This window comes from Halomonas halophila (assembly GCF_030406665.1).
Taxonomy (GTDB): domain Bacteria; phylum Pseudomonadota; class Gammaproteobacteria; order Pseudomonadales; family Halomonadaceae; genus Halomonas; species Halomonas halophila.
This window is the reverse complement of record NZ_CP129121.1, coordinates 979,249-1,001,939: the sequence shown is the minus strand read 5'-3', so window position 1 is coordinate 1,001,939 and position 22,691 is coordinate 979,249. Positions and strand designations below refer to the sequence as shown.

The following is a 22,691-nucleotide window of genomic DNA, read 5'->3' as shown; positions in this document are numbered from 1 at the left end:
CGGACATCAGGGTCTCCGGCTCACAGTGTCGGCAGTCGACGGGCGCGCACCACGGCGACCAGCACCGGGGCGCCGACCAGGGCGGTGAGCACGCCCAGCGGCAGCTCCGACGGCGCCACCACCAGCCGCGAGACCACGTCGGCGGTGAGCACCATCAGCGGGCCCAGCGGCAGGCACAGCCATAGGGTGCGACGAATATCGGGACCGGCCAGGGCACGCGCCGCGAAGGGCACCACCAGTCCGACGAAGGCGATCGGCCCGGCAATGGCGGTGGCGGCACCGACCAGCAGCGCCACGGCGATCACCACCAGGGCCCTCACCCGGCCGGGGCGATGGCCGAGCCCGGAGGCGACCCGCTCGCCCAGCGCCAGCGCCGCCAGGGGCCGGGCGATCAGTGCGGTGACGACCAGCGCCAGCCCCAGGCTCGGCAGCACGGCGGCCAGGTCGTCGAGACGGCGGCCGGCCAGGCTGCCGACCACCCAGAAACGGATCTCGTCGGCGGTGCGCTGATCGAACAGCAGCAGCAGCGAGGTCAGCGAGGCCAGCAGCGCCGAGAAGGCGGCGCCGGCCAGCACCAGGCGCACCGGATCGTCGCCCAGGCCGCGCAGCCGCACCACGCTCATCACCGCGAAGCAGCCGACCAGGGCCCCGATCTGGGCCACGGCCACGCGCAGTGTCGCCGCACTGGCGCCCAGCCACAGCGCCACGGCCACGGCGAAGGCCGCCCCGGCGCTGACGCCGAGCAGCCCGGGCTCGGCCAGCGGATTGCGCGACACCGCCTGCAGCAGCGCCCCGGCCACGCCCAGGGACAGCCCCACGGCAATGCCGATCAGGGTCCGCGGCAGGCGCAGGGTCTCGACCACGAAGCGCGCCTCGCCGTCGCCGTGGCCGGCGAGCACCGCCAGGGCACGACCAGGGCCGACCTCGCCGGCGCCCCACAGCAGGCTGGCCAGGACCGCCAGCGCCAGCAGCCCGGAAAGCATCAGCATGACACGGGAAAGCCCCGCCGATGGGCGGGGCTCGATCTTGACGGTGGCTGCCTTCGACATCAGGGCACGAGCGCCGCTTCGATATCGTCGAGGATGGCCTCGGCGGCCAGCGGGCCGTTGGCGCTGGTCCACAGCTGACCGTCCACCGGCACCACCTGGCCGTTCTCGACCACCGGCAGGCGGGCGAAGGCCGGGGAATCCTTGGCCGCGGCCAGGGCGTCGTCACCTTCCTCGTTGAGGGTGGCGAGGAACAGCCAGTCGCCCTGCAGCCGTGACAGGTTCTCCAGGCTCAGCGGATCGCTGTGCACACCGCCGTCGTTGACCAGACCGCTGGAGGCCACGTCCAGGCCGACGGCTTCCAGCATGCCGCTGGCGAACAGCTGATCGGACATCACCAGCGGGCCCTGGGGCATCCAGCGCACCAGATTCGCGGTCCGGGCCTCGGCGCCCCCCAGAGTCTCGCGCAGCTCGGCGGTGCGCGCCTCGACGTGATCGATGGCCGCGTTCACCGCGTCCTCGCGGCCCAGGGCCTCGCCGAACTGGCGGCCCTCGACCTGCCAGGCGTCGGGCGTGATGCCCGGGCTCTGCGGCACCACGGTGGGCGCGATGCGCGACAGCAGCCGGTACTGGGCATCGGGCAGGCGCGGCCCGGCCAGGATCAGATCCGGGCGCTCGCCCACCACCGCTTCCATGTTGATCTCGCGCACCACGCCGACGATCGCCGGACGCTGATCGCCGAGGTGCGGCTCGATGTAGCGGGCCACGTCGTCGCCGCCGCGGGTGGTGACGGCGCCCACCGGCATCACGCCGGCCGCCAGGGCGGTGTCCAGGGCGCCTTCATAGAGCGTGACCACGCGCTCGGGCGCGTCGGGGACCTCGATCTCGCCGTGGGCGGTATCCAGCATGCGCGCCTGGGCCGGCGTGACCGCGGCGGCGAACGCCGCCACCAGGCAGGCGCCGATCAGGGTCGACGCCTTGGGCAGGGAAACTGACATGGAAGCTCCTGGGCTTGCCGGGCGCTGACGCGCCCGATCATGCGAATGATTACCGATGATAATGAATCTCAAACCAGTTCTCAGCCCTGCGCACCGCAACGTCGCGTTCGGCGTTTCGCAACGGCAACCGATGCCGAAGCAGGAGCGCAGGAAGCGGAACTAGAGGCTGTCGACGACGTCGCCCAGCTGGGCGTGGACGCTTTGCAGGCCGTCGCCGGAGAGATACCACAGGTCCGGTGTCAGCACCGTCACGTCGATCGTCTCTCCGCCCGCCTCGGCCAGCGCCGCTTCCAGCCCGGCGAGGTCCAGCGGGGTGTCGCCGATGGCCGCACTGCGGTCGACCACGAACAGCGCGTCCGGGGCCATCGCGGCGATATCGGCCGGGGCCAGCGAGGTGAAGGTGCGGCTGCCATGGCTCACCGGCTCCACCGAGGCCGGCACCTCCGGCTGGTCGATGCCCAGCAGCTCACCGATCACCGGCTCCTGGCGCAGCGAGTAGCCACCGTCGTTGTGGGTCACCACCACCGCCTTGAGATCATCGGCCAGCGACGCGCGGGCCGCCTCGATCTCGGCCTCAAGCGCCGCCAGACGCTCGCTGGCCTGCGCCTCGGCGCCGTAGGGCGCGGCCAGGGCCTGCACCTTGTCGCTCAGCGCGGCGAAGTAGTCGCCTTCGGCGAGGGTGACGTCGCGGGTCTCGGCCAGCGCCTCGAGGTCACCCTGTGAGGCCGACTGGCGGCCGGTAATCAGGATCAGCTCCGGCGCGAGGCCGGCGATCGCCTCGAGGTCCGGCGACTTGAGCCCGCCGACGTCGGCGCGCCCTTCCGCCAGGGCCGCCACATAGGCCGGGGCCGCCTGATGCGGCACGCCGACCAGATGCTCCTCGAGCCCCAGCGCCGCCAGGGTGTCCGCGGCGCCCCAGTCGAAGCTGACCACGGCGGGACCGTGCGCCTCGCCCTCGACGTCATGGGCCTGGGCCATCATCGGGGCGGCGCAGGCGCCGACCATCACCGCAGTGCGTAACCATCCGTTCGTCATCATGCTCTCCTGTGGTTCATCCGTGAATTGCCCATCTTCGACCGCGACCGGGCGGAGTGCCCGGCCGCGGCGTGGTGTCCTGCTCGGTGGCGGCGATCAGAACTCGACGTTGATGCCCAGCCACAGGCGGCGGCCGTCCTCGACGTAGCCGTACTCTTCCTCGGTGATGTCCTCGTCGAAGAGGTTGTAGAGGCCGGCGTTGAGGGTGGTCTGCGGCGTCAGCTGATACCCGAGGCCGGCGTCGACGAAGGTGTAGGACGGGGCGACGATGGCATCCCGGGACGGGCCGGTCGTGGGCTGGCTCTCCTCGCCGCGATAGGTCAGGCGCGTCCACTGGCTCAGGCGCTCGGTGGCCTGCCAGTCCAGCGACGCCGTGACCTGATGCTTGGGCAGCTGGTTCAGCGGCTCGCCCTTGTATTCGCCGGTCTTCTGCTCGGAGTCGGTGTAGGTGTAGCTGGTGCTCAGGTCCAGGTTGTCGGCCAGTGGCGTGGACAGCGAGAATTCGACGCCTCGGGTGACCGCCTCGTCGACATTGAGCCGGTAGGTCGGATCGGAGCCGAACTGGTTGGCCCCTTCGGTGCACACGGAGGTCGGACAGGCCACCCGGGTGATCTTGTCCTCGAAGTCGGTATGAAAGACGGTCAGGCCGGCCAGCAGGCCGTTGTCAGCGGCGTAGTGCAGGCCCAGTTCCTGGCTGAGCGAGGTTTCCGCCTCCAGGTCCGGGTTGCCGTAGATGTTGCCGCCACGGCTGACCTGGACCCAGTCGGCGTTGGTGGCACGCAGATCCGGCGCCCGGAAGCCCGAGGAAACGCCGCCCTTCAGGGTCCAGCGATCGTCCAGGTGCCAGACGCCATAGAGGCGCGGCGACCAGTGGCTGCCGTACTGCTCGTCCTCGTTGAGGCGCACGCCGCCGGTCAGCGAGACGTCCTCGGTCAGCATCCATTCGTCCTCGGCGTACAGCGCCCAGCGATAGCGTTCCAGCTCGCTCAGGCTGGACGTCGCGGATTCGTTGCCGCCGTCCTCCAGACGCTGCTTCTCGTACTGGCCGCCCAGGGTCAGGATATGGGCGCCCAGCGGCAGCACCGCCTTGGTGTCCGCCACAGTGCTCCGGTAGTTCATGTCGCGCGAGGGGTTGTCGACCTCCTCGTGCTGCACGTAGCTCTCGGTGCTGCCGAAGTCGAAGTAGCCGTCGTGGCTCAGCGCGAAGTGGCGGCGGTCGTACTTCTGCTCGGAGCGCTCGTTCGGCCCCCGACGCCCCACCAGTGCCACGGACTCACCGGGATTGGTGATCCGGCGCTGCTCGCTGTAGCCCGCTTCCAGGCCGATCTCGTTGATGTCGTCGGGGGTCCAGGTCAGCTTCGCGGTGCCGCTGGCCAGGCGCTGGTCGGCGTAGCCGCCGATGATGGCGTCCTCGTCGCGCTGGTCATATTGCCCGTAGACCTGCAGGCCGAGCCGCTCGGCCACCAGCGGACCGGCCACGTAGAAGCGGCTGTTGTGCTCGTCGCCGGAGGCAGAGTCCTGCTGGAGCGTCATGCCGGTCGAGACCTCGCCGCCCCACTCCTGCGGCACCTTGCGGGTGATGACGTTGATCACCCCGCCCAGCGCATCGGAGCCGTACAGCGACGACATCGGCCCGCGGATCACCTCGATGCGCTCGATGGCCGACAGCGGCGGCATCCAGCCCTGCTCGATGCCCGGGCCATCGCTGTTGGGGCGGGTTTCCCGCGAGCCCTGGCGCTTGCCGTCGACCAGCAGCAGGGTGTACTTGGCGCCCATGCCGCGGATGCTGATGTCCTGGGACGAACCGCCGCCGGTGACGGTCACGCCCGGCACGTTGCGCAGCGCATCGGTGATGTCCCGGTAGGCGCGGCCTTCCAGCTCCTCGCGGGTGATCACGCTGATCGAGGCCGGGGCATCCTGGACCTGCTGCTCGTACCCGGCGGCGGTGACCACCACATCGTCGAGCCGGGCCGTTTCCTGGGCCGCGGCGGTAGACGCCGCCAGGCCGGCGATCAGCGTGGCAAGGACGGTGCGGGAAGAGGGAAACGACATCGGTTGCGACTCCTGAAGATCCCACCGGCCGCTGGGCCGGCTTTTAGTGAATAGGAATTTTTATCATTCACATTCTTCCATATTCGTTCGCCCACGTCCTCGTACGCCGCGTTGCCAAACGCGCAACGGCTGGCAGGGATTCTCCTTTGCCCATCACAACGCGAATGATTTTCAACAAAGGTATTGGTAGGATGGCGGCTCCGTTAGCATCCTACGGCTTTACCCCATGCACGATGCCGATGAACTGATCGCCTTCGCCGACGTCATGGACAGCGGCAGCCTGACCCTGAGCGCTCGCCGGCTGGGCGTGGCGAAATCGACCCTGAGCCGCCGCCTCCAGCAGCTGGAGACACGGCTCGGCCAGCCGCTGATGCGCCGTCAATCGAACCGCCTGGAGCCCACCGAGGCCGGGCGGGTCTTCCACGACTACTGCCTGCGGCTGATCGCGCTGGCCGACAAGGGACGCCAGGCCCTGGACGAGCTGCGCGAGGAAATCAGCGGCGAGCTGACGCTGGAGGTCCACGAGGCCCTGGCCCGCTGCTGGGTGGCCCCTGCCCTCGACGCTTTCATGGCCCGACATCCCGGCCTCCAGTTGAACCTGCACACCCGCGACCGACTCACGTCGGAGGCGGCCAGCCAGTCGGTGGTGGTGTGGTACGGCGACCCCGGCGAGACCTCCCTGCGCCAGGAGACGATGACCCGGCTGCCTCGCGGGCTCTACGCCCACCCCGACTACCTGGCCCGCCATGGCACGCCGGCCCACCCTCGTGACCTGGACGGCCATGCCTGGATCGACCTGCTCGGCGAGGCCAAGTCCGGCCTGGCGCTGCGTCATCCCCGCGAGGGCGTCCACGACGTCTGCCCGCCCGGCTCGCGGCTGCGCGTCGACCGCCTGCTGCTGCATTCCGACGCCATCGCCCGCGGCCACGGCCTGGGCGTGCTGCCGGTATGGATGGCCGAGCTCCGCCGGCAGGCCCATCCCGACCAGCTGGTGCGCTGCCTGCCCGAGTGGCAGGCCTCGGCGGCGCCGGTCAGCCTGCTCTATCCCCACGGCCACCTGCCGCGCAAGGTCACGGCGCTGCTCGAGTTCCTGCGCGAGGCCTGTCCCGCCGCCTGGACCACCCTGCCGGCGGCCGCTCCGGTCGAGGCCTGAGCCACCCGCCGTGCCTCCGGCGAGCGCGATTGCTAGAATGGAGCCCTCGACGACGCTCAAGGAGCGAGCATGGGACTTCGTGAAATCGCCGTCGGCGGCCTCTATCTCTCCCCCCTGCTGGTGTATGCCCTGCTCGGCTTCGGCGCCACGCTGCTGATCCGCGCGGGGCTCTATCGTCTGCTGGGCGCCAACCGCCTGTGGTACGAGGCCTGGTTCGATACCGCCCTGTTCGTGATCTTCACCGCCGTCATCGCCTACCTCTCCTCCGCCACCGGGAACGTCTGAACATGCGCACCCTGCTACGCAGCCTCGTCACCCTGGTCATCGTCGCCCTGGCCATCGCCGCCGGCCTGTGGCTGTGGCACTACTACCTCTACACGCCCTGGACCCGCGACGGCCGCGTGCGCGCCGAGGTGATCACCGTCGCCCCGGACGTCGCCGGGCGTGTGGTGGCCCTGCCGGTGGCCGACAACCAGCGCGTCGACGCCGGCGAGACGCTGTTCCGGATCGATCGATCGCGCTACGAGACGGCGGTGAGCCGGGCCGAGGCAGTGGTGGCCCAGCGCCAGGCCGAGCTCCAGCTGAGCCAGGACGAGGCCTCGCGACGCAGCCGCCTGAGCCGCCAGGCAATCAGCGCCGAGGGTCAGGAGACGGCTCGCATCAACCGCCAGGTGGCCAGCGCCAGCCTCGACCAGGCCCAGAGCGATCTGGCCAGCGCCCGGCTCGACCTCGAGCGCACCACGGTGGCGGCGCCGGCGGCGGGCCACGTGCTCAACCTGCAGCTCAGCGAGGGCAACTACGTCAGCGCCGGCGAGGAGGTGATGGCGCTGATCAAGGAAGGCTCCTACTTCGTCACCGGTTACTTCGAGGAGACCAAGACCCCGCACTTCTCGGTCGGCGATCCGGCCCGGGTGACGCTGATGAGCGGCGACACCGAGCTCCGGGGCCACGTGGAGAGCATCGGCCGCGCCATCGCCGATCCCAACACCGATCCCAACAGCCAGCTGCTGCCCCGGGTGCAGCCCACCTTCAGCTGGGTGCGGCTGGCCCAGCGCATTCCGGTGCGCATCGCGCTGGACGAGATTCCCGAGGGAACGACCCTGAGCGCCGGCATGACGGCCTCGGTGTACGTGGAGCCGAACGCCGAGCCGACGGAGTAACGGCGCATGTCCCCCTGGCTGCAGGCCTATCTCACCCCGAGCGCCGATGCGGTGAAATTCGCCGTCAAGGCTACCCTGGCCATGCTGCTGGCGCTCTACGCGGCGCTGTGGTGCGACCTGGAGCGGCCCTACTGGGCGCTGATCTCGGCGGCCTTCCTGCAGGTCCGGCCGATGAGCGGCATGGTGGTGGAGAAGGGACTCAGCCAGATCGGCGGTACCCTGGTGGGCTGTGGTGCCGGCATCGTCATCATGGGATTGTTCGCCCAGGCGCCGATTCCCGCGCTGGCCACCCTGACGCTGTGGATCATGATCTGCACCTACGGCAGTTCGCTGCTGCGCAATAATGCCTCCTACGGCTGCATCATGGGCGCGGTGACGGCGATGCTGATCGTGGTGATCGGCGCCAGCCAGCCCGATGGCATCTTCTCCATCGCCGTGGCCCGGCTCTCCGAGCTGTCACTGGGCGCGGCGTGCGCCACCCTGGTCAGCGCCCTGCTGTGGCCGATCAAGGTCGGCGACCATCTCGGTCACCAGGCCGACGCGGTGGTCAACCAGGCCTTCCGCCACGCCGCCCTGCGGCTGAGCGACAGCGACGACCCGAGCGCGCTGCAGCAGACCCTGACCGACAGCCTGGAGCCGCTCACCCAGCTCGAGACCGACAGCCAGGCCGCCCGCTACGAAGGGCCCGAGGGCCCTGGGCGCATCCGCGCCAGCCACGTGCTGACCCGCCGCACCCTGCGCCTGATGGCTACCCTGCACGCCCTGCAGCAGATCCTTCACCACTACGGCGAGCGCCTCTCGCCGGCGATACACCGGCTGGCCGCCGAGCTGGCGGAAGGCTTTCGCGAGTCGGCGGAGGTCAGCGGCGTCGCCCCCGCCCAGCGCCGCCTCCACGCGCTGCGCCATCGGGTCAAGGACTGCCCCGACGACGACTGGACGCCCCTCGAACAGCGCTGCCTGCTGGGCCTGCGCGAGGCGCTGGGCCATGCGGTGGTGATGCTCGACGCCCGCGATGCCATTTCCCATCCCGGCCGCATGCGCCTGCGCGGCGCGGCGCTGGCCTGGCATCGCGATCATCTGATCGCCGGGCTCAACGCCCTGCGCGCCGGCCTGATCTTCTCGCTGCTGGCCGCCTTCTGGCTGGCGACCGGCTGGGACAACGGCCAGGTGGCGATGCTGCTCGGCACCCTGTTCTCGGCCTTCTTCGCCACCCGCGACAATCCCGTGGTGGTCTGCATGATGTTCGCCAAGGGCATGCTGGCGGCGATTCCCAGCGCCTTGCTGTTCGGCCACGTGCTGCTGGCCCAGGCCAGCGGCTTCCCGATGCTGGCGATGCTGCTGATGCCGCCCCTGTTCCTGGGCCTGCTGGGCGCGGCGGTGCCACGGCTGATGGGCTATTGCCTGGCCTTCACCATCGGCAACATCCTGCTGACCATGCCCGGCAACGGCATGGACTTCTCGTTCGACGCCTTCATCAACCGCGCCATCGCGGTGATGATCGGCCTTTCCGCGGTGGTGGCCGGCTTCCGGCTGCTGCCCGGCTTCGGCTCACGGCTGCGCAAGCGCCGGCTGGTCGGCGCCATCGTCGGCGACCTGCGGCGCCTGACCTCACCGCCGATCCACGAGGCGGAGGCACGCTTCGTCGGCGGCATGGCCGATCGCCTGCTGCACCTGGCCAAGCACGACGACGTCCTGCCCGAGGACCAGCGCCATCTCTTCACCCTGGGGCTGACCGGGCTCGACATCGGTTATGCCTGCCTGCAGGTGCGCCGCCGCCTGGACGACCTGCCGGACGAGCCCTTGCATCGCGCCAAGCGAGACTTCTTCGCCGCCCTGGCGCAAGCCTACGCCGACAGCGCCAGGGGCCACTCCCCGAGCGCGGTGCAGCCGGCCGGCGAGGCCTTCGTCGAGGCCGTGCGCCACCAGCCCGGACTGAGCGAGCGTCAGCACGCCCGGCTCGCCGGACTGGCGCAGCGCCTCGAACTGTCGCTGGAGCGCCAGGCCCAACGTGCCCGGGCCTCGCGAGGCCTGGTGCCACCACCGCCGCAGGCGGACGTCGCCTGAGGCCGACGTCGGCACGGCTTTCCTTCATTTCTCTCAACCAAGGAGACACTCCATGCTCGCCGAACTCTTCGCCGTGATGGCGCCGGTCATCGCCGGCGCCGGACTGGGCTTCGGCTGGGTTCGGCTCGGCCACGACTATCCCGTGGCCTTCGTCACCCGCCTGGTGTTCAACATCGGCACCCCGGCGCTGGTGCTCGCCTCGCTGGCCGGCGCCGAGATCGACGCCGACAGCTTCGGCCGCACCATGCTGGCCACCGCCCTGGTACTGACCACCATGGGGGCGGCCACCGTGGTCTCCGCCCGCCTGTTGCGGCGCGACTGGCGGGTGCTGCTGGCGCCGATGATGTATCCCAACACCGGCAACATGGGCCTGCCGGTGGTGCTCTACGCCTTCGGCGAGGCGGGCTTCGCCTTCGGCATCACGGTGATGGTCACGGTGTCGCTGTTCCAGTTCACCCTCGGCACCCTGATGACCAGCCGCGGCAACCCGCTGAAGTCGCTGGCCAGGACGCCCACGGTCTACGCCATCCTGATCGCCCTGGCGCTGCTGCTCACCGACACCGACCTGCCGCCGTGGCTGGCCAACAGCGTGGATCTGATCTCGGGCTTCACGGTGCCGCTGATGCTGATCACCCTCGGGGTGTCGCTGGCCAACATCCAGGTCAGGAGCCTGCGCTCGGGCCTCGGCTTCTGCCTGCTGCGCCTGCCGCTGGCCGCGGGCCTGGCCTGGGGCATCGGCGCGCTTCTGGCCCTGCCGCCCATGGCTCACGCCATCCTGGTGCTGCAGATGAGCATGCCGGTGGCGGTGTTCAACTACCTGTTCGCCCAGAAGGCCCGTCGCGAGCCGGAATACGTGGCCAGCCTGGTGTTCTGCTCGACCCTGCTGTCGCTGATCTACCTGCCGCTGCTGCTGGCGTGGCTGATGTAGCCGGACAGGCAACCGACAGGCCGACGCCTCGCCGGCGCCTTCTATACTGGGGGCGCCATCGACAAGGAGTCGGCCCATGATCCTCTCTCGCCCCCGTCCATCCTCGCGCCTGCCGGCGGCGGTCCTGAGCGTGCTGCTGACGGCCTCCGCCCTGCCGAGCCAGGCCCAGGACACTCCGATGCGGCTGGACACCCGGCACATGACGCTGTGCCTGAGCCGCGTCGCCGATGGCTTCCGCCACCCCTGGGGGCTGGCCCAGCTGCCCGACGGCGCCCTGCTGGTCGGCGAGCGCGGCGGCCGTTTGACGCGGATCGCCGCGGACGGCTCGCGCCTGAGCATCGCCGGCCTGCCCGAGGTCGCGGCCCGTGGCCAGGGTGGGCTGCTCGACCTGGCCCTGCATCCCCGTTTCGGCGAGGACGAGAGCGGCGAGCATGACTGGCTCTACTTCACCTGGAGCCGGCCGGTGGCCGACGGCGCCGCGACCGCCCTGTCCCGGGCACGCCTCGAGGGCGGCCGCCTGATCGGCATCGAGCCCCTCTTCACCCAGAACCGCGCCACCGACGCCGGTCGCCACTTCGGCTCGCGACTGGCCTGGCGCCCCGACGGCACCCTGCTGATGAGCGTCGGGGAACGCGGCAGCCCCGAGCGTGCCCAGGACGGCGGCGACCACGCCGGCAGCATCCTGCGCCTCACCGAGACTGGCGGCGTGCCCGCCGACAATCCCTTCGTGGGCGACCCCGAGGTGCGCGACGAGATCTTCAGCCTCGGCCACCGCAATCCCCAGGGGCTGATCGTCGCCGACGACGGCACGGCCTGGTCCACCGAGCACGGCCCGCGCACCGGCGACGAACTCAATCGCCTGGTGCCGGGCGCCAACTATGGCTGGCCGGAGGTCTCCCGGGGCCGCGACTACGTCACCTTCCTGCCGATCGGCCGCGACAGCGCCCCGGGCATGCGCGACCCGGTGCATGTCTTCGACGGCCGGTTCGCGCCTTCGGGCCTGACCCGGGTGACCTCGCCGGCCTTCGCCCCCTGGCAGGGCGATCTGCTGGCCGGCGGGCTGCGCGGCGAGGCGCTGCTGCGACTGCGCCTCGAGGGCGACACGGTGATCGAACGCGAGAAAGTGCTCGATGGGGAGATCGGCCGCCTACGCACCGTTGACCAGGGGCACGACGACACGCTCTATATACTCAACGACGCCGCCGAGGCCGGTCTCTGGCGCCTGACGCCGGCCGTTGCCGGCCAGGCGGGCGCTTCGGCCTGCCCTGAATAGACCGCCCCGGCACGCCCCCGGCATATTTCTGAACGGTTATTCAATAACTCCCGGGTTGCTGGCGTCCGGTTCGAGTCAACGCTGGCGGCTGTCACTCTGGGGTTACATTCAACGCAACCATTTTGCCCGCCCTGTCCAGAGCGCGGCACCACACAAGGCTCGCCAATGAGTGACAACCGAAACGTCAAGATTCGGGTGCGCAACCTCAGCAAGGTCTTCGGCAACCAGCCGAAGAAGGCGCTGGAACTGCGCGACCAGGGGCTGAAGCGCCCCGAGATCCTCGACAAGACCGGCCAGACCCTGGGCCTGTCGAACATCGACTTCGATGTCTACGAAGGGGAACTGCTGGTGATCATGGGGCTGTCCGGTTCCGGCAAGTCGACCCTGATCCGCTGCCTCAACCGTCTGATCGACCCGACCGAGGGCGAGATCGTCATCGACGGGCAGAACATCCCGAGCCTCAAGGAGAAGGAGCTGCTGGAATGCCGCCGCCGCCACTTCTCCATGGTGTTCCAGAACTTCGCCCTCTTCCCCCACCGTACCGTGCAGCAGAACACCGAGTTCGGCCTGGAGATCCGCGGCATCGATCCCGCCGAGCGCCGCGAGACCGCCAGTAACGCGCTCAAGCAGGTCGGCCTGGAAGGCTGGGAAAACGCCTATCCGCGCCAGCTCTCCGGCGGCATGCAGCAGCGCGTCGGCCTGGCGCGCGCGCTGGCCAACGATGCCAGCGTGCTGCTGATGGACGAGGCCTTCTCGGCGCTGGACCCGCTGATCCGCGGCGACATGCAGCAGGAGCTGCTGCAGCTCCAGCACCGCATGAAGAAGACCACCGTCTTCATCACCCACGACCTCGACGAGGCGCTGAGCATCGGCGACCGCATCGTGCTGCTCAAGGACGGCGAGGTGGTGCAGATCGGCACCCCCGAGGAGATCCTCACCAAGCCCGCCGACGACTACGTGCGCCGCTTCATCGAGGGCGTCGACAAGTCGCGCATCCTCAGCGCCGAGAGCGCCATGCGCAAGGTCCGCTCCACGGTGCGCGACACCGACGGTCCGCGCACCGCGCTACGCAAGATGCGCGACCACAGCCTCGATTCCATCTACATCCTCGACCGCGACCGCCGCCTGATCGGCCTGATCGACGCCGACGCCGCCAGCCAGGCGCTGGAGGACGGCAAGCAGACCGTCACCGAGGTGATGACCCAGGACTTCCGCAAGGTCACCCGCGAGGAGCCGCTGCACAACCTGTTCGCCATGTTCAGCGAGAACCGTTTCCCGATCGCCGTGGTGGATGACGACCAGGTGCTCCAGGGCGTGGTCGTGAAAGGCGCCGTCCTCGACGAACTCGCACAGGCAGGAGACCACTGATGGCTATCGAATTCCCGCGCATGCCGCTGGGCGACTGGATCGAGAACGGCCTGAACTGGCTGACCAGCGAATACTCCGCCGTGACCCGCGGCATCTCCCGCATCACCCAGACCGGCATCGACGGCCTCAACGACGCCCTGATGTGGCTGCCCGACTGGTCGCTGCTGGTGATCATCGCCGCGCTGTGCTGGTGGCTGGCCAACGTGCGCCTGGCCATCGGCGCCGTCGCCGGGCTGGCGCTAATCATGAACCTGGGCCTGTGGGAGCCGATGATCGAGACCCTGACCCTGGTGGTGATCGCCACCCTGGTGGCAGTGGTCATCGCGTTGCCGGTCGGCATCGCCGCGGCGCTGTCGGAGCGGCTCTACAAGACGATCATGCCGGTGCTGGACTTCATGCAGACCATGCCGGCCTTCGTCTACCTGATCCCGGCCATCCCGTTCTTCGGCATCGGCTCGGTATCGGCGATCTTCGCCACCGTGATCTTCTCCATGCCGCCGGCGATCCGCTTCACCACCTTAGGGATCCGCCAGGTGCCCACCGACCTGGTGGAGGCCGCCGACGCCTATGGCGCCACCCGCGGCCAGAAGCTGGTCAAGGTGCAGCTGCCGCTGTCGCTGCCGACCGTGATGGCCGGCATCAACCAGACCATCATGCTGGCGCTGTCGATGGTGGTGATCGCCGCCATGATCGGTGCCGACGGTCTGGGCAGCGAGGTCTGGCGCGCCATTCAACGCCTGCGTCCGGGCGACGGCTTCGAGGCCGGCATCGCCGTGGTGATCCTGGCCATGCTGCTGGACCGCCTGACCCAGTCGCTGCGCAAGCAGGGCAAGAGCTGACGTCACGCCGTTGAACGACCGCCGGTTGCAACCGGCGGCTCGTCTCAGCATGCTCATGAATACATTCCTAACGGAGATAAGCACAATGCCGAAGCAACCGATGCGCATCGCTGGCCTGGCCCTCATCGCCGGCGCCAGCCTGACCGCGGCGACGGCCCAGGCCCAGGACAAGGGCAGCGTTCACCTGGCCTATGTCGAATGGGCCTCGGAAGTCGCCTCCACCAACGTGATGCGCGCCGTGCTGGAACAGGCCGGCTACGAGGTCGAGATGACCTCGCTGTCCGCCGCCGCCATGTGGCAGTCCGTGGCCACCGGCGATGCCGACGGCATCGTCGCCGCCTGGCTGCCGACCACCCACGCCGACTACCTCGACCGGGTCGGCGATCAGGTCGACGACCTGGGCCCGAATCTCGACGGCACCAAGCTCGGCCTGGTGGTTCCGGCCTACAGCGAAGCCGACTCCATCGCCGACCTGAACGAGCATGCCGAGGCCTTCGAAGGCAAGATCACCGGCATCGATCCGGGCGCCGGCATCATGAGCCTGACCGAGCAGGTGGTGGAAGACTACGACCTCGACCTGGACGTGCAGAGCGGCAGCGGTGCCACCATGACCGCGGCGCTCAAGAGCGCCATCGACAACCAGGAAGAGATCGCGGTGACCGGCTGGACGCCGCACTGGATGTTCGCCCGCTGGGACCTCAAGTACCTCGAGGACCCCAAGAACGTCTATGGCGGCGCCGAGCAGATCCATACCATCGTGCGTGATGGCCTCGAGGAAGACATGCCGGGCGCCTACGCCATCCTGGACGCCTTCGAGTGGACCCCGGAGCATATGGGCGAGGTCATGCTCATGAACCAGGAGAAGGACTCCGACCCCTACGAGAACGCCAAGCAGTGGGTCGAGGACAACCAGGACCTGGTCCAGGAGTGGCTGCCGGAAGCGTGATCGTGGCGGCATGACGACGAGAGGGAGGTGCCTTCAGGGGCACCTCCCTCTTGCGTGCCGAACGACGCCAACAGCGCCCTCGGAACCGAGGGCGTCGCAAATCGCCGGTTATCAGCCGCTCCCTATTTGATTAGAATCGCCTGTCCGACTGGGCCACGAGCCTTCGGATGACAACGACAATGACAACAAGGGCAAGCCTCCCCCGAACGACGCCGATTGCCGGCCCGCTGCCGTTGAAAGCGCGGGACTCCCAAATCGTCGTCCAACGGCCACACTGAGCGTGTGAGCGCGGACGCAACCCACAAGGAGCGCAGGCATGTTCAAGAAGATTCTGGTGCCGGTGGACCTGGCACATCCCGACGTGTTCGAACCATCGCTGCAGATCGTCGCCGATCAGGCCAAGCACTACGGTGCGGAAGTCTGCTACGTGGCGGTCATCGCCAACACCCCGGGCAGCGTGGCCCGCACCCCGGACGAGTACCAGCAGAAACTGGAAGCCTTCGCCCAGGAGCGCGCCCAGGTCCACGGCCAGCCGGTCAGCGCCAAGGCGCTGGTCTGCCCGGACCCCACCGCCGATCTGGATGATGTGCTGGTCGAGGCGATCGACGAGCAAGGCGCCGATCTGGTGATCATGCAGACCCATCCCCCGAAGCACCTGGATGTCGTGCTTCCCTCGCACGGCGGCAAGATCGCCACCCATACCGACGCATCGGTGTTTCTGGTCCGCCCCCAGGACTGATGCGCCCCACTCGTTCCTCGACGTCAACAAGGAGAGATCCCGTGACGAACGACAACAAAGCCCAAGAGGGCGGCCCGGGTGAGGGCATTCCCGCCCCGGAAGGCCCGGCCAACCTGATCGATACCGATTACGTGATCGGTCAGGACAACATCAGAACCAACAAGTTCGGCCTCGATGTCGATCTGCACGGCAAGGTCTTCACCGTGTCGTCGCTAGTGATCCTGGTCTTCGTGATCCTGACGCTGGCCCTGCAGGCCGAGATCGAGCCGGTCTTCGACACCATCTTCAGCTTCCTGACCGGTAACCTGAGCTGGGTCTTCCTGCTGGGCGGCAACGTCTTCGTGCTGGTCAGTCTCGGCATCGTGCTATCGCCGCTGGGCAAGGTGCGCATCGGCGGCGCCCATGCCACGCCGGACTTCAGCTATGCCGGCTGGTTCGCGATGCTGTTCGCCGCCGGCATGGGCATCGGCCTGATGTTCTACGGCGTCTCCGAACCGCTGACCCACTTCGGCACCGCCCTGGGTGGCACCAGCATGGAGAACGGCGTACGCACCGACTGGGCGCCGCTGGGCGCCGCCGCCGGTGACGAGGCCGCCGCCCAGAAGCTGGGCATGGCCGCCACCATCTTCCACTGGGGCCTGCACCCCTGGGGCGCCTATGCCATCGTCGGCCTGTCCCTGGCGATCTTCGCCTTCAACAAGGGTCTGCCGCTGACCATTCGCTCGATCTTCTACCCGATCCTGGGTGAGCGCGTCTGGGGCTGGCCGGGACACCTGATCGACATCCTGGCGGTGTTCGCCACCCTGTTCGGTCTGGCCACCTCGCTGGGCCTCGGCGCCTCCCAGGCCGCCGCCGGCCTCAACTATCTGTTCGACGTGCCCAACAGCAACATCACCATGGTGCTGTTGATCATGGGCATCACCGCCGTGGCGCTGTGCTCGATCATGCTGGGCGTCGATAAGGGCGTGCAGCGCCTGTCGCAGCTCAACATGGTGCTGGCCTTCCTGCTGCTGGCCTTCGTGATCGTCGTCGGCCCGACCCTGCTGATCGCCACCGGCTTCTTCGAGAACCTGGTCGCCTACGCGGTCAACCTGCCCGCGCTGTCGATGCCGTTCGGCCGCGAAGACGCCAACTTCAGCCAGGGCTGGACCGCCTTCTACTGGGCCTGGTGGATCTCCTGGTCACCGTTCGTCGGCATGTTCATCGCCCGCGTAAGCCGCGGCCGTACCGTGCGCGAGTTCCTGACCGCCGTGCTGCTGGTGCCGACCCTGGTCTCGGTGCTGTGGATGACCGCCTTCGGCGGCACCGCCATCGATCAGGTCATCTCCGACGGCTTCCAGGGCGTCCAGGACGCCGCGCTGGAGATCAAGCTCTTCGCCATGCTCGGTGAGCTGCCGCTGGCGGCCATCACCTCCTTCGTCGGCATCATCCTGGTGATCGTGTTCTTCGTGACCTCCTCCGACTCCGGCTCGCTGGTCATCGACTCGATCACGGCCGGCGGCAAGGTCGACGCGCCCAAGCCCCAGCGCATCTTCTGGGCGATCATCGAAGGCGCCATCGCCATCGCCCTGCTGCTGGGCGGCGGCCTGACGGCCCTGCAGACGGCGGCCGTCTCCACCGGCCTGCCCTTCACCATCGTCCTGCTGATCGGCTGCTTCGCGCTGGTCAAGGCGCTGAGAAGCGAGCCCAAGGGAACCTGAGCGCTTCCCTGACGCACCAAGAGGCGGCCTTCGGGCCGCCTTTTTCGTTGGGGCGTCGTTCCCGGGCGTCACGCCATGGCGCCGATCCGGGCCGGGTGTCGATACGATGCAACACCCGTACATATTCCTTACCTAATGTAATGTCGTTCCCCCGTCACCCGATCACGCACAGGCCATGCGGTGCGGGCCTTTGCGACAGTTCCCGCCGGTGATGTCAGAGCGCGACAGCCGACGCCGACGGCGCCTCGAATCCCACCTCCCTCGCCGACCGACACGGCATGTTGTTGGCTGATCGCGACGCTTTTCCTCTCTCCACACGCCACAGGCGAGTCGCCACACGGCCACACCACGGCCACGCATCACGTAATATATTGATATATATAGCTTTTTATTATTACGGCCCGATGCTTGCCCCTCTCCCTGGCAGATCCATGATCGTCCGTGACTCTCGCTCCCCGACGGGGGCCAGGGACATGACGTTCGTTTCCGACCATGACCAGGAGCAAGACGCCCATGAAGATCACCATCTTCGGTTCCGGATACGTAGGACTCGTCACCGGCGCCTGCCTCGCCGACGTCGGCCACGAAGTGATGTGCGTCGATGTGGACGCCGACAAGGTCGCCCGCCTCAGCCAGGGCGAAGTGCCGATCTACGAGCCCGGCCTCGAGACGCTGATCCACCAGAACCTGGACGCCGGCCGCCTGCACTTCACCAACGATGCCAAGGCCGCGGTCGAGTTCGGCCTGCTCCAGTTCATCGCCGTCGGCACGCCCTCCGACGAGGACGGCAGTGCCGACCTGCGCCACGTGCTGAAGGTCGCCGAGACCATCGCCACGCACATGACCGAGTACCGCATCATCGTCGACAAGTCGACGGTACCGGTCGGCACCGCCAGCAAGGTGGAGCGCACCGTCGCCGCCACCCTCGAGGCGCGCGGCGCGGCCATCGAGTTCGACGTCTGCTCCAACCCCGAATTCCTCAAGGAAGGCGCCGCCATCGAGGACTTCTCGCGCGGCTCGCGCATCGTGATCGGCACCGAGTCCGAGCGCGTGCGCCAGACCATGCGTGAGTGCTACGGCCCCTACAACCGCCAGCGCGACAAGCTGATGTTCATGGGCGTGCGCAGCGCCGAGCTGACCAAGTACGCCGCCAACGCCATGCTGGCCACCAAGATCAGCTTCATCAACGAGATGGCCAACCTGGCCGAGCGCCTGGGCGCCGACATCGAGGAAGTGCGCCACGGCATCGGCAGCGATCCGCGCATCGGCTACCACTTCATCTATCCGGGCTGCGGCTACGGTGGCTCCTGCTTCCCCAAGGACGTCAAGGCGCTGGCCCACACCGCCGAGGCCGCCGGTCACCCGGCCCACCTGATCAACGCCGTCGAGCAGGTCAACGCGCGCCAGAAGAGCCGCCTGTTCGAGATGGTCAGCGACGCCTTCGACGGCGACCTGGCCGGCAAGACCATCGCGCTGTGGGGCCTGGCCTTCAAGCCCAACACCGACGACATGCGCGAGGCGCCAAGCCGTGCGCTGATGGAGGCCCTGTGGCAGGCCGGGGCCCGGGTCCAGGCCCATGATCCCGAGGCCGCCGAGGAGTGCCTGCGGATCTACGGCAACCGCGAAGACCTGGACCTCACCGAGCATCGCGACGAGACCCTCGAGGACGCCCATGCGCTGGTCATCTGCACCGAGTGGAAGGCCTTCCGCACCGTCGACTTCGTCAAGCTCCGCGAGCGCCTGGTCGAGCCGGTAGTGGTCGACGGCCGCAACCTCTTCTCGCCCGAGAGCGCCAGGGACGCCGGGCTCACCTACTACGCCATCGGTCGAGGCGCTTCCGTCCGTCCCGTCGTCGCCTGAGGCCTCGCCATGTCGAAGCTCCCCGACCACACCTCCGTCGCCAGCAAGGTGACGGAGGTCACCGCCCTGCTGCTGATGCTGGCCCTGCTGGTGCTGCTGCTTTCCGAGCTGCCGTCGGAGGTCTTCTCGCCGGCGTCGAAGAGCTTCTTCTTCGCCATCGGGGCCATTGGCGCCTGGCGCTACTCCTGGTGGTTCGTCCAGGCGCTGCGCTCGGTGTGGTACAACCGGCGCATCTTTCCGCGACTGCGCGCCGCGGCGGACGCCGCCGGCGAGGCCGGCAAGCCCAGCGAACTGTACGTGCTGTGCACCTCGTTCCGCATCGATGCCGACGTCAGCTATCGCGTCTATGAGGCGCTGGTGCGCGAGGTCCGGGACTACGGCGTCCCGACCACCATCTTCGCCTCGCTGGCCGACCGCACCGATGTCGACATCATCACCCACGTGATGGAGGACCTCGGCTGGCCGAGCAACGTCGAGCTGCGCTACATGTTCCAGAAGGGGGACGGCAAGCGCTCGGCCATGGCGGAAGTGCTGCGTGCCATCTCGCGCCGCGCCCCGGCCCCGGACGCCCTGCTGGTCTCGATGGACGGCGACATCCTGCTCGAGCCCCGGACCCTCGAGCGTTCGCTGTCGTTCTTCCGCACCAACGAGGATCTGGGCGCGCTGACCACCAACAACAGCGCCATCGTCACCGGCGGCGACGCCACCAAGGAGTGGTACGACCTGCGCTATGCCCAGCGCCATCTGGTGATGAGTTCCGGCTCGGTGTCGCGGCGCCTGCTGGTGCTGACCGGGCGCTACAGCGCCTTCCGCCTCGACCTCGCCACCCAGCCGAGCTTCATCGAACTGGTGGAGAACGACCGGGTCGACCACTGGCGCTTCGGCAACTTCAAGTTCCTCTCGGGGGACGACAAGTCGACCTGGTACTGGCTGCTCAAGCACCGCTGGCGGATGCTGTATCTGCCCGACGTCTTCGTCACCGGCTTCGAGGAGCTGCCGGACCGCCGACGCTTCTTCAAGTCGACCACCGACCTGATGCGACGCTGGTACGGCAACATGCTGCGCACCAGCGGCCGGGCGATCGCCCTGGGGCCGCGCCCGATGGGGATGTTCACCTGGTGGAGCCTGGTCGACCAGCGGCTCTCCATGTGGACGACCCTGATCGGTCCCACGGTGGCGATCCTGGTGACCCTGTTCGTGCGACCCTCGTTCATCTTCGCCTACGCGCTGTGGATCCTGTTCACGCGCAGCATCTCGACGCTGATCCTGGCCTGGCAGCGCGGTCGCTTCAGCCTGCTGTGGATTCCGCTGATCTACTACAACCAGGTCTTCGGCGCGCTGCTCAAGACCTACGTCAGCTTCCGCTTCAATCGCCAGAAATGGTCCCGCCAGGGGATCTCCGCCGGCGAGCCGGACGACCCGGCCGCGGTGACCCGCCAGCGTCGCATGGGCCACGTGCTGCACGGCGCCTTCGTCGCCGTGATGCTCTACGTGCTGGTGCTGGCCACCGGCGTGCTGCAGCCGCCGGATCGCACCGCCATGGCCATCCTCCATGGCCCCGCCGCCGAGGGCCAGGCGGGGACCGGCACGGACAATCGCTGGCTGGCCATGACCCTCGCCGACGGTGCTCCGAGCGGTGACGTCACGCTGCCGCCGTCGCGGCTCACGCTGGACGAGAACCTGCTGGAGATCGTGGCCACCACCGAGCGCATGCGGACCGAGCGCCTCACCGGCGCGCCCGGCGACGAGCCCACCACGCTCGAGATCAGTCCGGCACTGGCCCGCCATGTCCATGATGCCGATGGCCGCGTCATCGCCCGGGACGGGACCGCGACCTGCCACACGACACAGGGCTGCGCCCTCGAGCTCGACGACCGCAAGGTGGCCCTCGTCGACCTGACTATCAGCGTGCAACCCGGCCGCTCCTGACCTCGCAGGACGCCGCCGGGAGGCAACCATTGGAGAGAGACTCCCCATGACCGACTACTACGCCGACAACCACGATCGAAGCGAGCCCACCCTGGGCGATCGGCGCCAGGACAGCCACGACAGCCGCGGCCAGGCAGGCCATCGAGGCCGGGGCGTTGACCAAACGCCTGGCGCCGGCATCGCCCACGAGCGCCGCGACGAACGGCGCTACCTGCGTGTAAAACGTGCCTTCCAGGTCAAGATGGACGACGGCCAGGTCTTCGACGGCGTCGACCTGTCCCAGGGCGGCTTCGCGATCCGCAGCCAGCGGCCGATCCGCGAGGGCGCCCGGGTCCAGGCCTCACTGCTGATCCAGGCCGGCGGCGCCGAGATGACCGTGCCCGTGTCCGCCGAGTGCCGGCACTGCACGACCGGCGAGCAGGGCTACACCGCCGGCTTCGAGTTCACCGACATCAGCCCCGGCCACCAGGAACTGCTGCGCCGCCTGATCCGCGCCAGCCTGAGCGGCCGCGAGATGGACCTCGAGGGCATGATGTCCGGCGAGGACCCGCAGACGCCCCGCAAGCGCGGCGGCGCCGGCCAGCCGCAGCCGGCCCAGCGTCCGCCCAAGCCATTGGGCCGCTATGTCGCGCTGTTCATGGCCATCGGCGTGCTGGGCCTGGTGGCGGCGGCCACCGCCTATCGCAACTTCATGCTGATCGAGCCGAGCTTCGCCGCGGTAACCGCGCCGCGCATCGACATCCGCGCGCCGGGTCCGGGCATCCTGCAGGCCCATGACCTCAAGGCCGGCGATCGGGTCGAGCGCGACGCGAAGCTGACCAGCGTCAAGAACGTCGATCTCGAATCGGACCTGATCCTCGCCCAGGCCGCCCAGAGCTACAACAGCCAGCTGATCGAGAACCTGCAGAACAACATCGATGGCGGCGCCAGCCAGGTCAGCCTGGCCAACTCCGCCAAGCCGGCCAACGGCGAATCGGTGAGCTTCGAGACGGTGTCACCGGAGATCGCCCGGGCGCGCATCGACCAGTTCGAGACCGCACGCGACTTCCAGAACTCACGGATCACCGCCCTGGAGGCTCGCCAGTCACAGAACGAGGTCTACAGCCCCTGCCACTGCCTGGTGGCCTGGGCGCTGAGCAGCTCCGACGGCACCTACATCAACGAGAGCGAGCGCATCATGACGCTCATCCGCACCGGCGAGAACGACATCATGGTCGAGGCCCTGGTGCACATGGACGACATCGACCGCATCGGCCCGGACCAGCAGGCCTACATCTCGCTGCCCAACACCGCCGGCCCGATCAGTGCCCGGGTACGCAGCGTCGCGCTGGACATCGAGCGCCAGCCACGCGCCGGCTTCCCGAGCTGGGTGCGTCAGCAGCAGAACGTGGCCAGCGTGCTGCTGGTGCCCGAGGAGCCGCTGCCGGCCGACAGCGTCGGCACCCCGGTGGACGTGCGTTTCACCGAGACCCCGCTGGTCGGCAGCGCCGCCGAGTGGGTCTGGCAGGGCGCCCGTTCGGTCGGCCAGCTGATCGGCGGCCTGGTCGACAGCGTCACCGGTGCCAACGACGAGACACCGCTCGCCGACAGCGAACGCCAGGCGAGCTAAGCCCGCGCGGCCTCTCACGAGGACATCCCGGCCGCCCTCGCGGCGGCCCCCG

The 22,691-nt window shown here is 68.8% G+C and carries 18 protein-coding genes; 14 read left to right on the top strand and 4 right to left on the bottom strand.

The genetic code is table 11. The features are described from left to right. Positions 1-20 precede the first annotated feature (20 nt). From QWG60_RS04510 to QWG60_RS04495, 4 genes are all read right to left on the bottom strand, one after another. Entirely contained in the window at positions 21-989 is a 969-nt protein-coding gene (locus QWG60_RS04510) for a FecCD family ABC transporter permease (protein ID WP_146909461.1), read from the bottom strand. Between the two features lie 59 nt (positions 990-1,048). Next, entirely contained in the window at positions 1,049-1,984 is a 936-nt protein-coding gene (locus QWG60_RS04505; protein WP_146909463.1) for an ABC transporter substrate-binding protein, read from the bottom strand. Positions 1,985-2,143: 159 nt separating this feature from the next. Further along, positions 2,144-3,019: an ABC transporter substrate-binding protein gene (locus QWG60_RS04500; RefSeq protein WP_186810085.1), complete on the bottom strand. Its 876-nt coding sequence runs from the start codon at positions 3,017-3,019 to the stop codon at positions 2,144-2,146. 96 nt (positions 3,020-3,115) lie between these two features. Continuing rightward, positions 3,116-5,071, bottom strand: a complete 1,956-nt coding sequence (locus QWG60_RS04495; RefSeq protein ID WP_146909467.1) for a ligand-gated channel protein — start codon at positions 5,069-5,071, stop codon at positions 3,116-3,118. A 226-nt stretch (positions 5,072-5,297) separates the two neighbouring features. Between QWG60_RS04495 and QWG60_RS04490 the strand changes: the two genes are divergently transcribed. From QWG60_RS04490 to QWG60_RS04425, 14 genes are all read left to right on the top strand, one after another. After that, on the top strand, positions 5,298-6,224 hold the full coding sequence (locus tag QWG60_RS04490; RefSeq protein ID WP_046079135.1) for a LysR family transcriptional regulator: 927 nt from the start codon (positions 5,298-5,300) through the stop codon (positions 6,222-6,224). A 69-nt stretch (positions 6,225-6,293) separates the two neighbouring features. Next, complete coding sequence (locus tag QWG60_RS04485) at positions 6,294-6,509, top strand: DUF1656 domain-containing protein (RefSeq protein ID WP_046079136.1); 216 nt, start codon at positions 6,294-6,296, stop codon at positions 6,507-6,509. Between the two features lie 2 nt (positions 6,510-6,511). After that, entirely contained in the window at positions 6,512-7,384 is an 873-nt protein-coding gene (locus QWG60_RS04480; protein ID WP_146909469.1) for an efflux RND transporter periplasmic adaptor subunit, read from the top strand. A gap of 6 nt (positions 7,385-7,390) precedes the next feature. Further along, a complete protein-coding gene (locus QWG60_RS04475) occupies positions 7,391-9,448 on the top strand; it encodes an FUSC family protein (protein ID WP_146909471.1) in 2,058 nt (685 codons plus the stop codon). A gap of 52 nt (positions 9,449-9,500) precedes the next feature. Next, a complete protein-coding gene (locus QWG60_RS04470) occupies positions 9,501-10,376 on the top strand; it encodes an AEC family transporter (protein WP_035597986.1) in 876 nt (291 codons plus the stop codon). A 76-nt stretch (positions 10,377-10,452) separates the two neighbouring features. After that, positions 10,453-11,649 (top strand): PQQ-dependent sugar dehydrogenase, encoded by a 1,197-nt coding sequence (locus QWG60_RS04465; protein WP_107182310.1) that lies wholly within the window; start codon positions 10,453-10,455, stop codon positions 11,647-11,649. Between the two features lie 165 nt (positions 11,650-11,814). Next, positions 11,815-13,017 carry a quaternary amine ABC transporter ATP-binding protein gene (locus tag QWG60_RS04460; protein ID WP_035597988.1) on the top strand — a complete coding sequence of 401 codons (1,203 nt, stop codon included), beginning with the start codon at positions 11,815-11,817 and terminating at the stop codon, positions 13,015-13,017. Then, complete coding sequence (locus QWG60_RS04455; protein WP_375700484.1) at positions 13,017-13,856, top strand: ABC transporter permease; 840 nt, start codon at positions 13,017-13,019, stop codon at positions 13,854-13,856. Before QWG60_RS04460 ends, QWG60_RS04455 begins: the two co-directional genes overlap by 1 nt. Positions 13,857-13,941: 85 nt before the next feature. After that, the gene (locus tag QWG60_RS04450; RefSeq protein ID WP_146909646.1) at positions 13,942-14,802 is read left to right on the top strand and encodes a glycine betaine ABC transporter substrate-binding protein; all 861 of its coding nucleotides are present in this window, start codon (positions 13,942-13,944) and stop codon (positions 14,800-14,802) included. A gap of 316 nt (positions 14,803-15,118) precedes the next feature. Next, complete coding sequence (locus QWG60_RS04445) at positions 15,119-15,541, top strand: universal stress protein (RefSeq protein ID WP_035598015.1); 423 nt, start codon at positions 15,119-15,121, stop codon at positions 15,539-15,541. Positions 15,542-15,582: 41 nt separating this feature from the next. Continuing rightward, positions 15,583-17,241 (top strand): BCCT family transporter, encoded by a 1,659-nt coding sequence (locus QWG60_RS04440; RefSeq protein ID WP_035598021.1) that lies wholly within the window; start codon positions 15,583-15,585, stop codon positions 17,239-17,241. 513 nt (positions 17,242-17,754) lie between these two features. Beyond that, positions 17,755-19,101 carry a UDP-glucose dehydrogenase family protein gene (locus tag QWG60_RS04435; protein ID WP_146909648.1) on the top strand — a complete coding sequence of 449 codons (1,347 nt, stop codon included), beginning with the start codon at positions 17,755-17,757 and terminating at the stop codon, positions 19,099-19,101. Positions 19,102-19,110: 9 nt separating this feature from the next. After that, the gene (locus tag QWG60_RS04430) at positions 19,111-21,030 is read left to right on the top strand and encodes a glycosyltransferase (RefSeq protein WP_146909650.1); all 1,920 of its coding nucleotides are present in this window, start codon (positions 19,111-19,113) and stop codon (positions 21,028-21,030) included. A 46-nt stretch (positions 21,031-21,076) separates the two neighbouring features. Continuing rightward, entirely contained in the window at positions 21,077-22,639 is a 1,563-nt protein-coding gene (locus tag QWG60_RS04425) for a PilZ domain-containing protein (protein WP_106488506.1), read from the top strand. The last annotated feature ends 52 nt before the right edge of the window (positions 22,640-22,691 follow it).

Coding starts and splice junctions, on each gene's coding strand:
- QWG60_RS04495 (WP_146909467.1), bottom strand. CDS start 5,071: ATGTCGTTTCCCTCTTCCCGCACCGTCCTTGCCACGCTGATCGCCGGC.
- QWG60_RS04470 (WP_035597986.1), top strand. CDS start 9,501: ATGCTCGCCGAACTCTTCGCCGTGATGGCGCCGGTCATCGCCGGCGCC.
- QWG60_RS04450 (WP_146909646.1), top strand. CDS start 13,942: ATGCCGAAGCAACCGATGCGCATCGCTGGCCTGGCCCTCATCGCCGGC.
- QWG60_RS04505 (WP_146909463.1), bottom strand. CDS start 1,984: ATGTCAGTTTCCCTGCCCAAGGCGTCGACCCTGATCGGCGCCTGCCTG.
- QWG60_RS04490 (WP_046079135.1), top strand. CDS start 5,298: ATGCACGATGCCGATGAACTGATCGCCTTCGCCGACGTCATGGACAGC.
- QWG60_RS04465 (WP_107182310.1), top strand. CDS start 10,453: ATGATCCTCTCTCGCCCCCGTCCATCCTCGCGCCTGCCGGCGGCGGTC.
- QWG60_RS04480 (WP_146909469.1), top strand. CDS start 6,512: ATGCGCACCCTGCTACGCAGCCTCGTCACCCTGGTCATCGTCGCCCTG.
- QWG60_RS04475 (WP_146909471.1), top strand. CDS start 7,391: ATGTCCCCCTGGCTGCAGGCCTATCTCACCCCGAGCGCCGATGCGGTG.
- QWG60_RS04455 (WP_375700484.1), top strand. CDS start 13,017: ATGGCTATCGAATTCCCGCGCATGCCGCTGGGCGACTGGATCGAGAAC.
- QWG60_RS04430 (WP_146909650.1), top strand. CDS start 19,111: ATGTCGAAGCTCCCCGACCACACCTCCGTCGCCAGCAAGGTGACGGAG.
- QWG60_RS04445 (WP_035598015.1), top strand. CDS start 15,119: ATGTTCAAGAAGATTCTGGTGCCGGTGGACCTGGCACATCCCGACGTG.
- QWG60_RS04510 (WP_146909461.1), bottom strand. CDS start 989: ATGCTGATGCTTTCCGGGCTGCTGGCGCTGGCGGTCCTGGCCAGCCTG.
- QWG60_RS04435 (WP_146909648.1), top strand. CDS start 17,755: ATGAAGATCACCATCTTCGGTTCCGGATACGTAGGACTCGTCACCGGC.
- QWG60_RS04500 (WP_186810085.1), bottom strand. CDS start 3,019: ATGACGAACGGATGGTTACGCACTGCGGTGATGGTCGGCGCCTGCGCC.
- QWG60_RS04460 (WP_035597988.1), top strand. CDS start 11,815: ATGAGTGACAACCGAAACGTCAAGATTCGGGTGCGCAACCTCAGCAAG.
- QWG60_RS04425 (WP_106488506.1), top strand. CDS start 21,077: ATGACCGACTACTACGCCGACAACCACGATCGAAGCGAGCCCACCCTG.
- QWG60_RS04485 (WP_046079136.1), top strand. CDS start 6,294: ATGGGACTTCGTGAAATCGCCGTCGGCGGCCTCTATCTCTCCCCCCTG.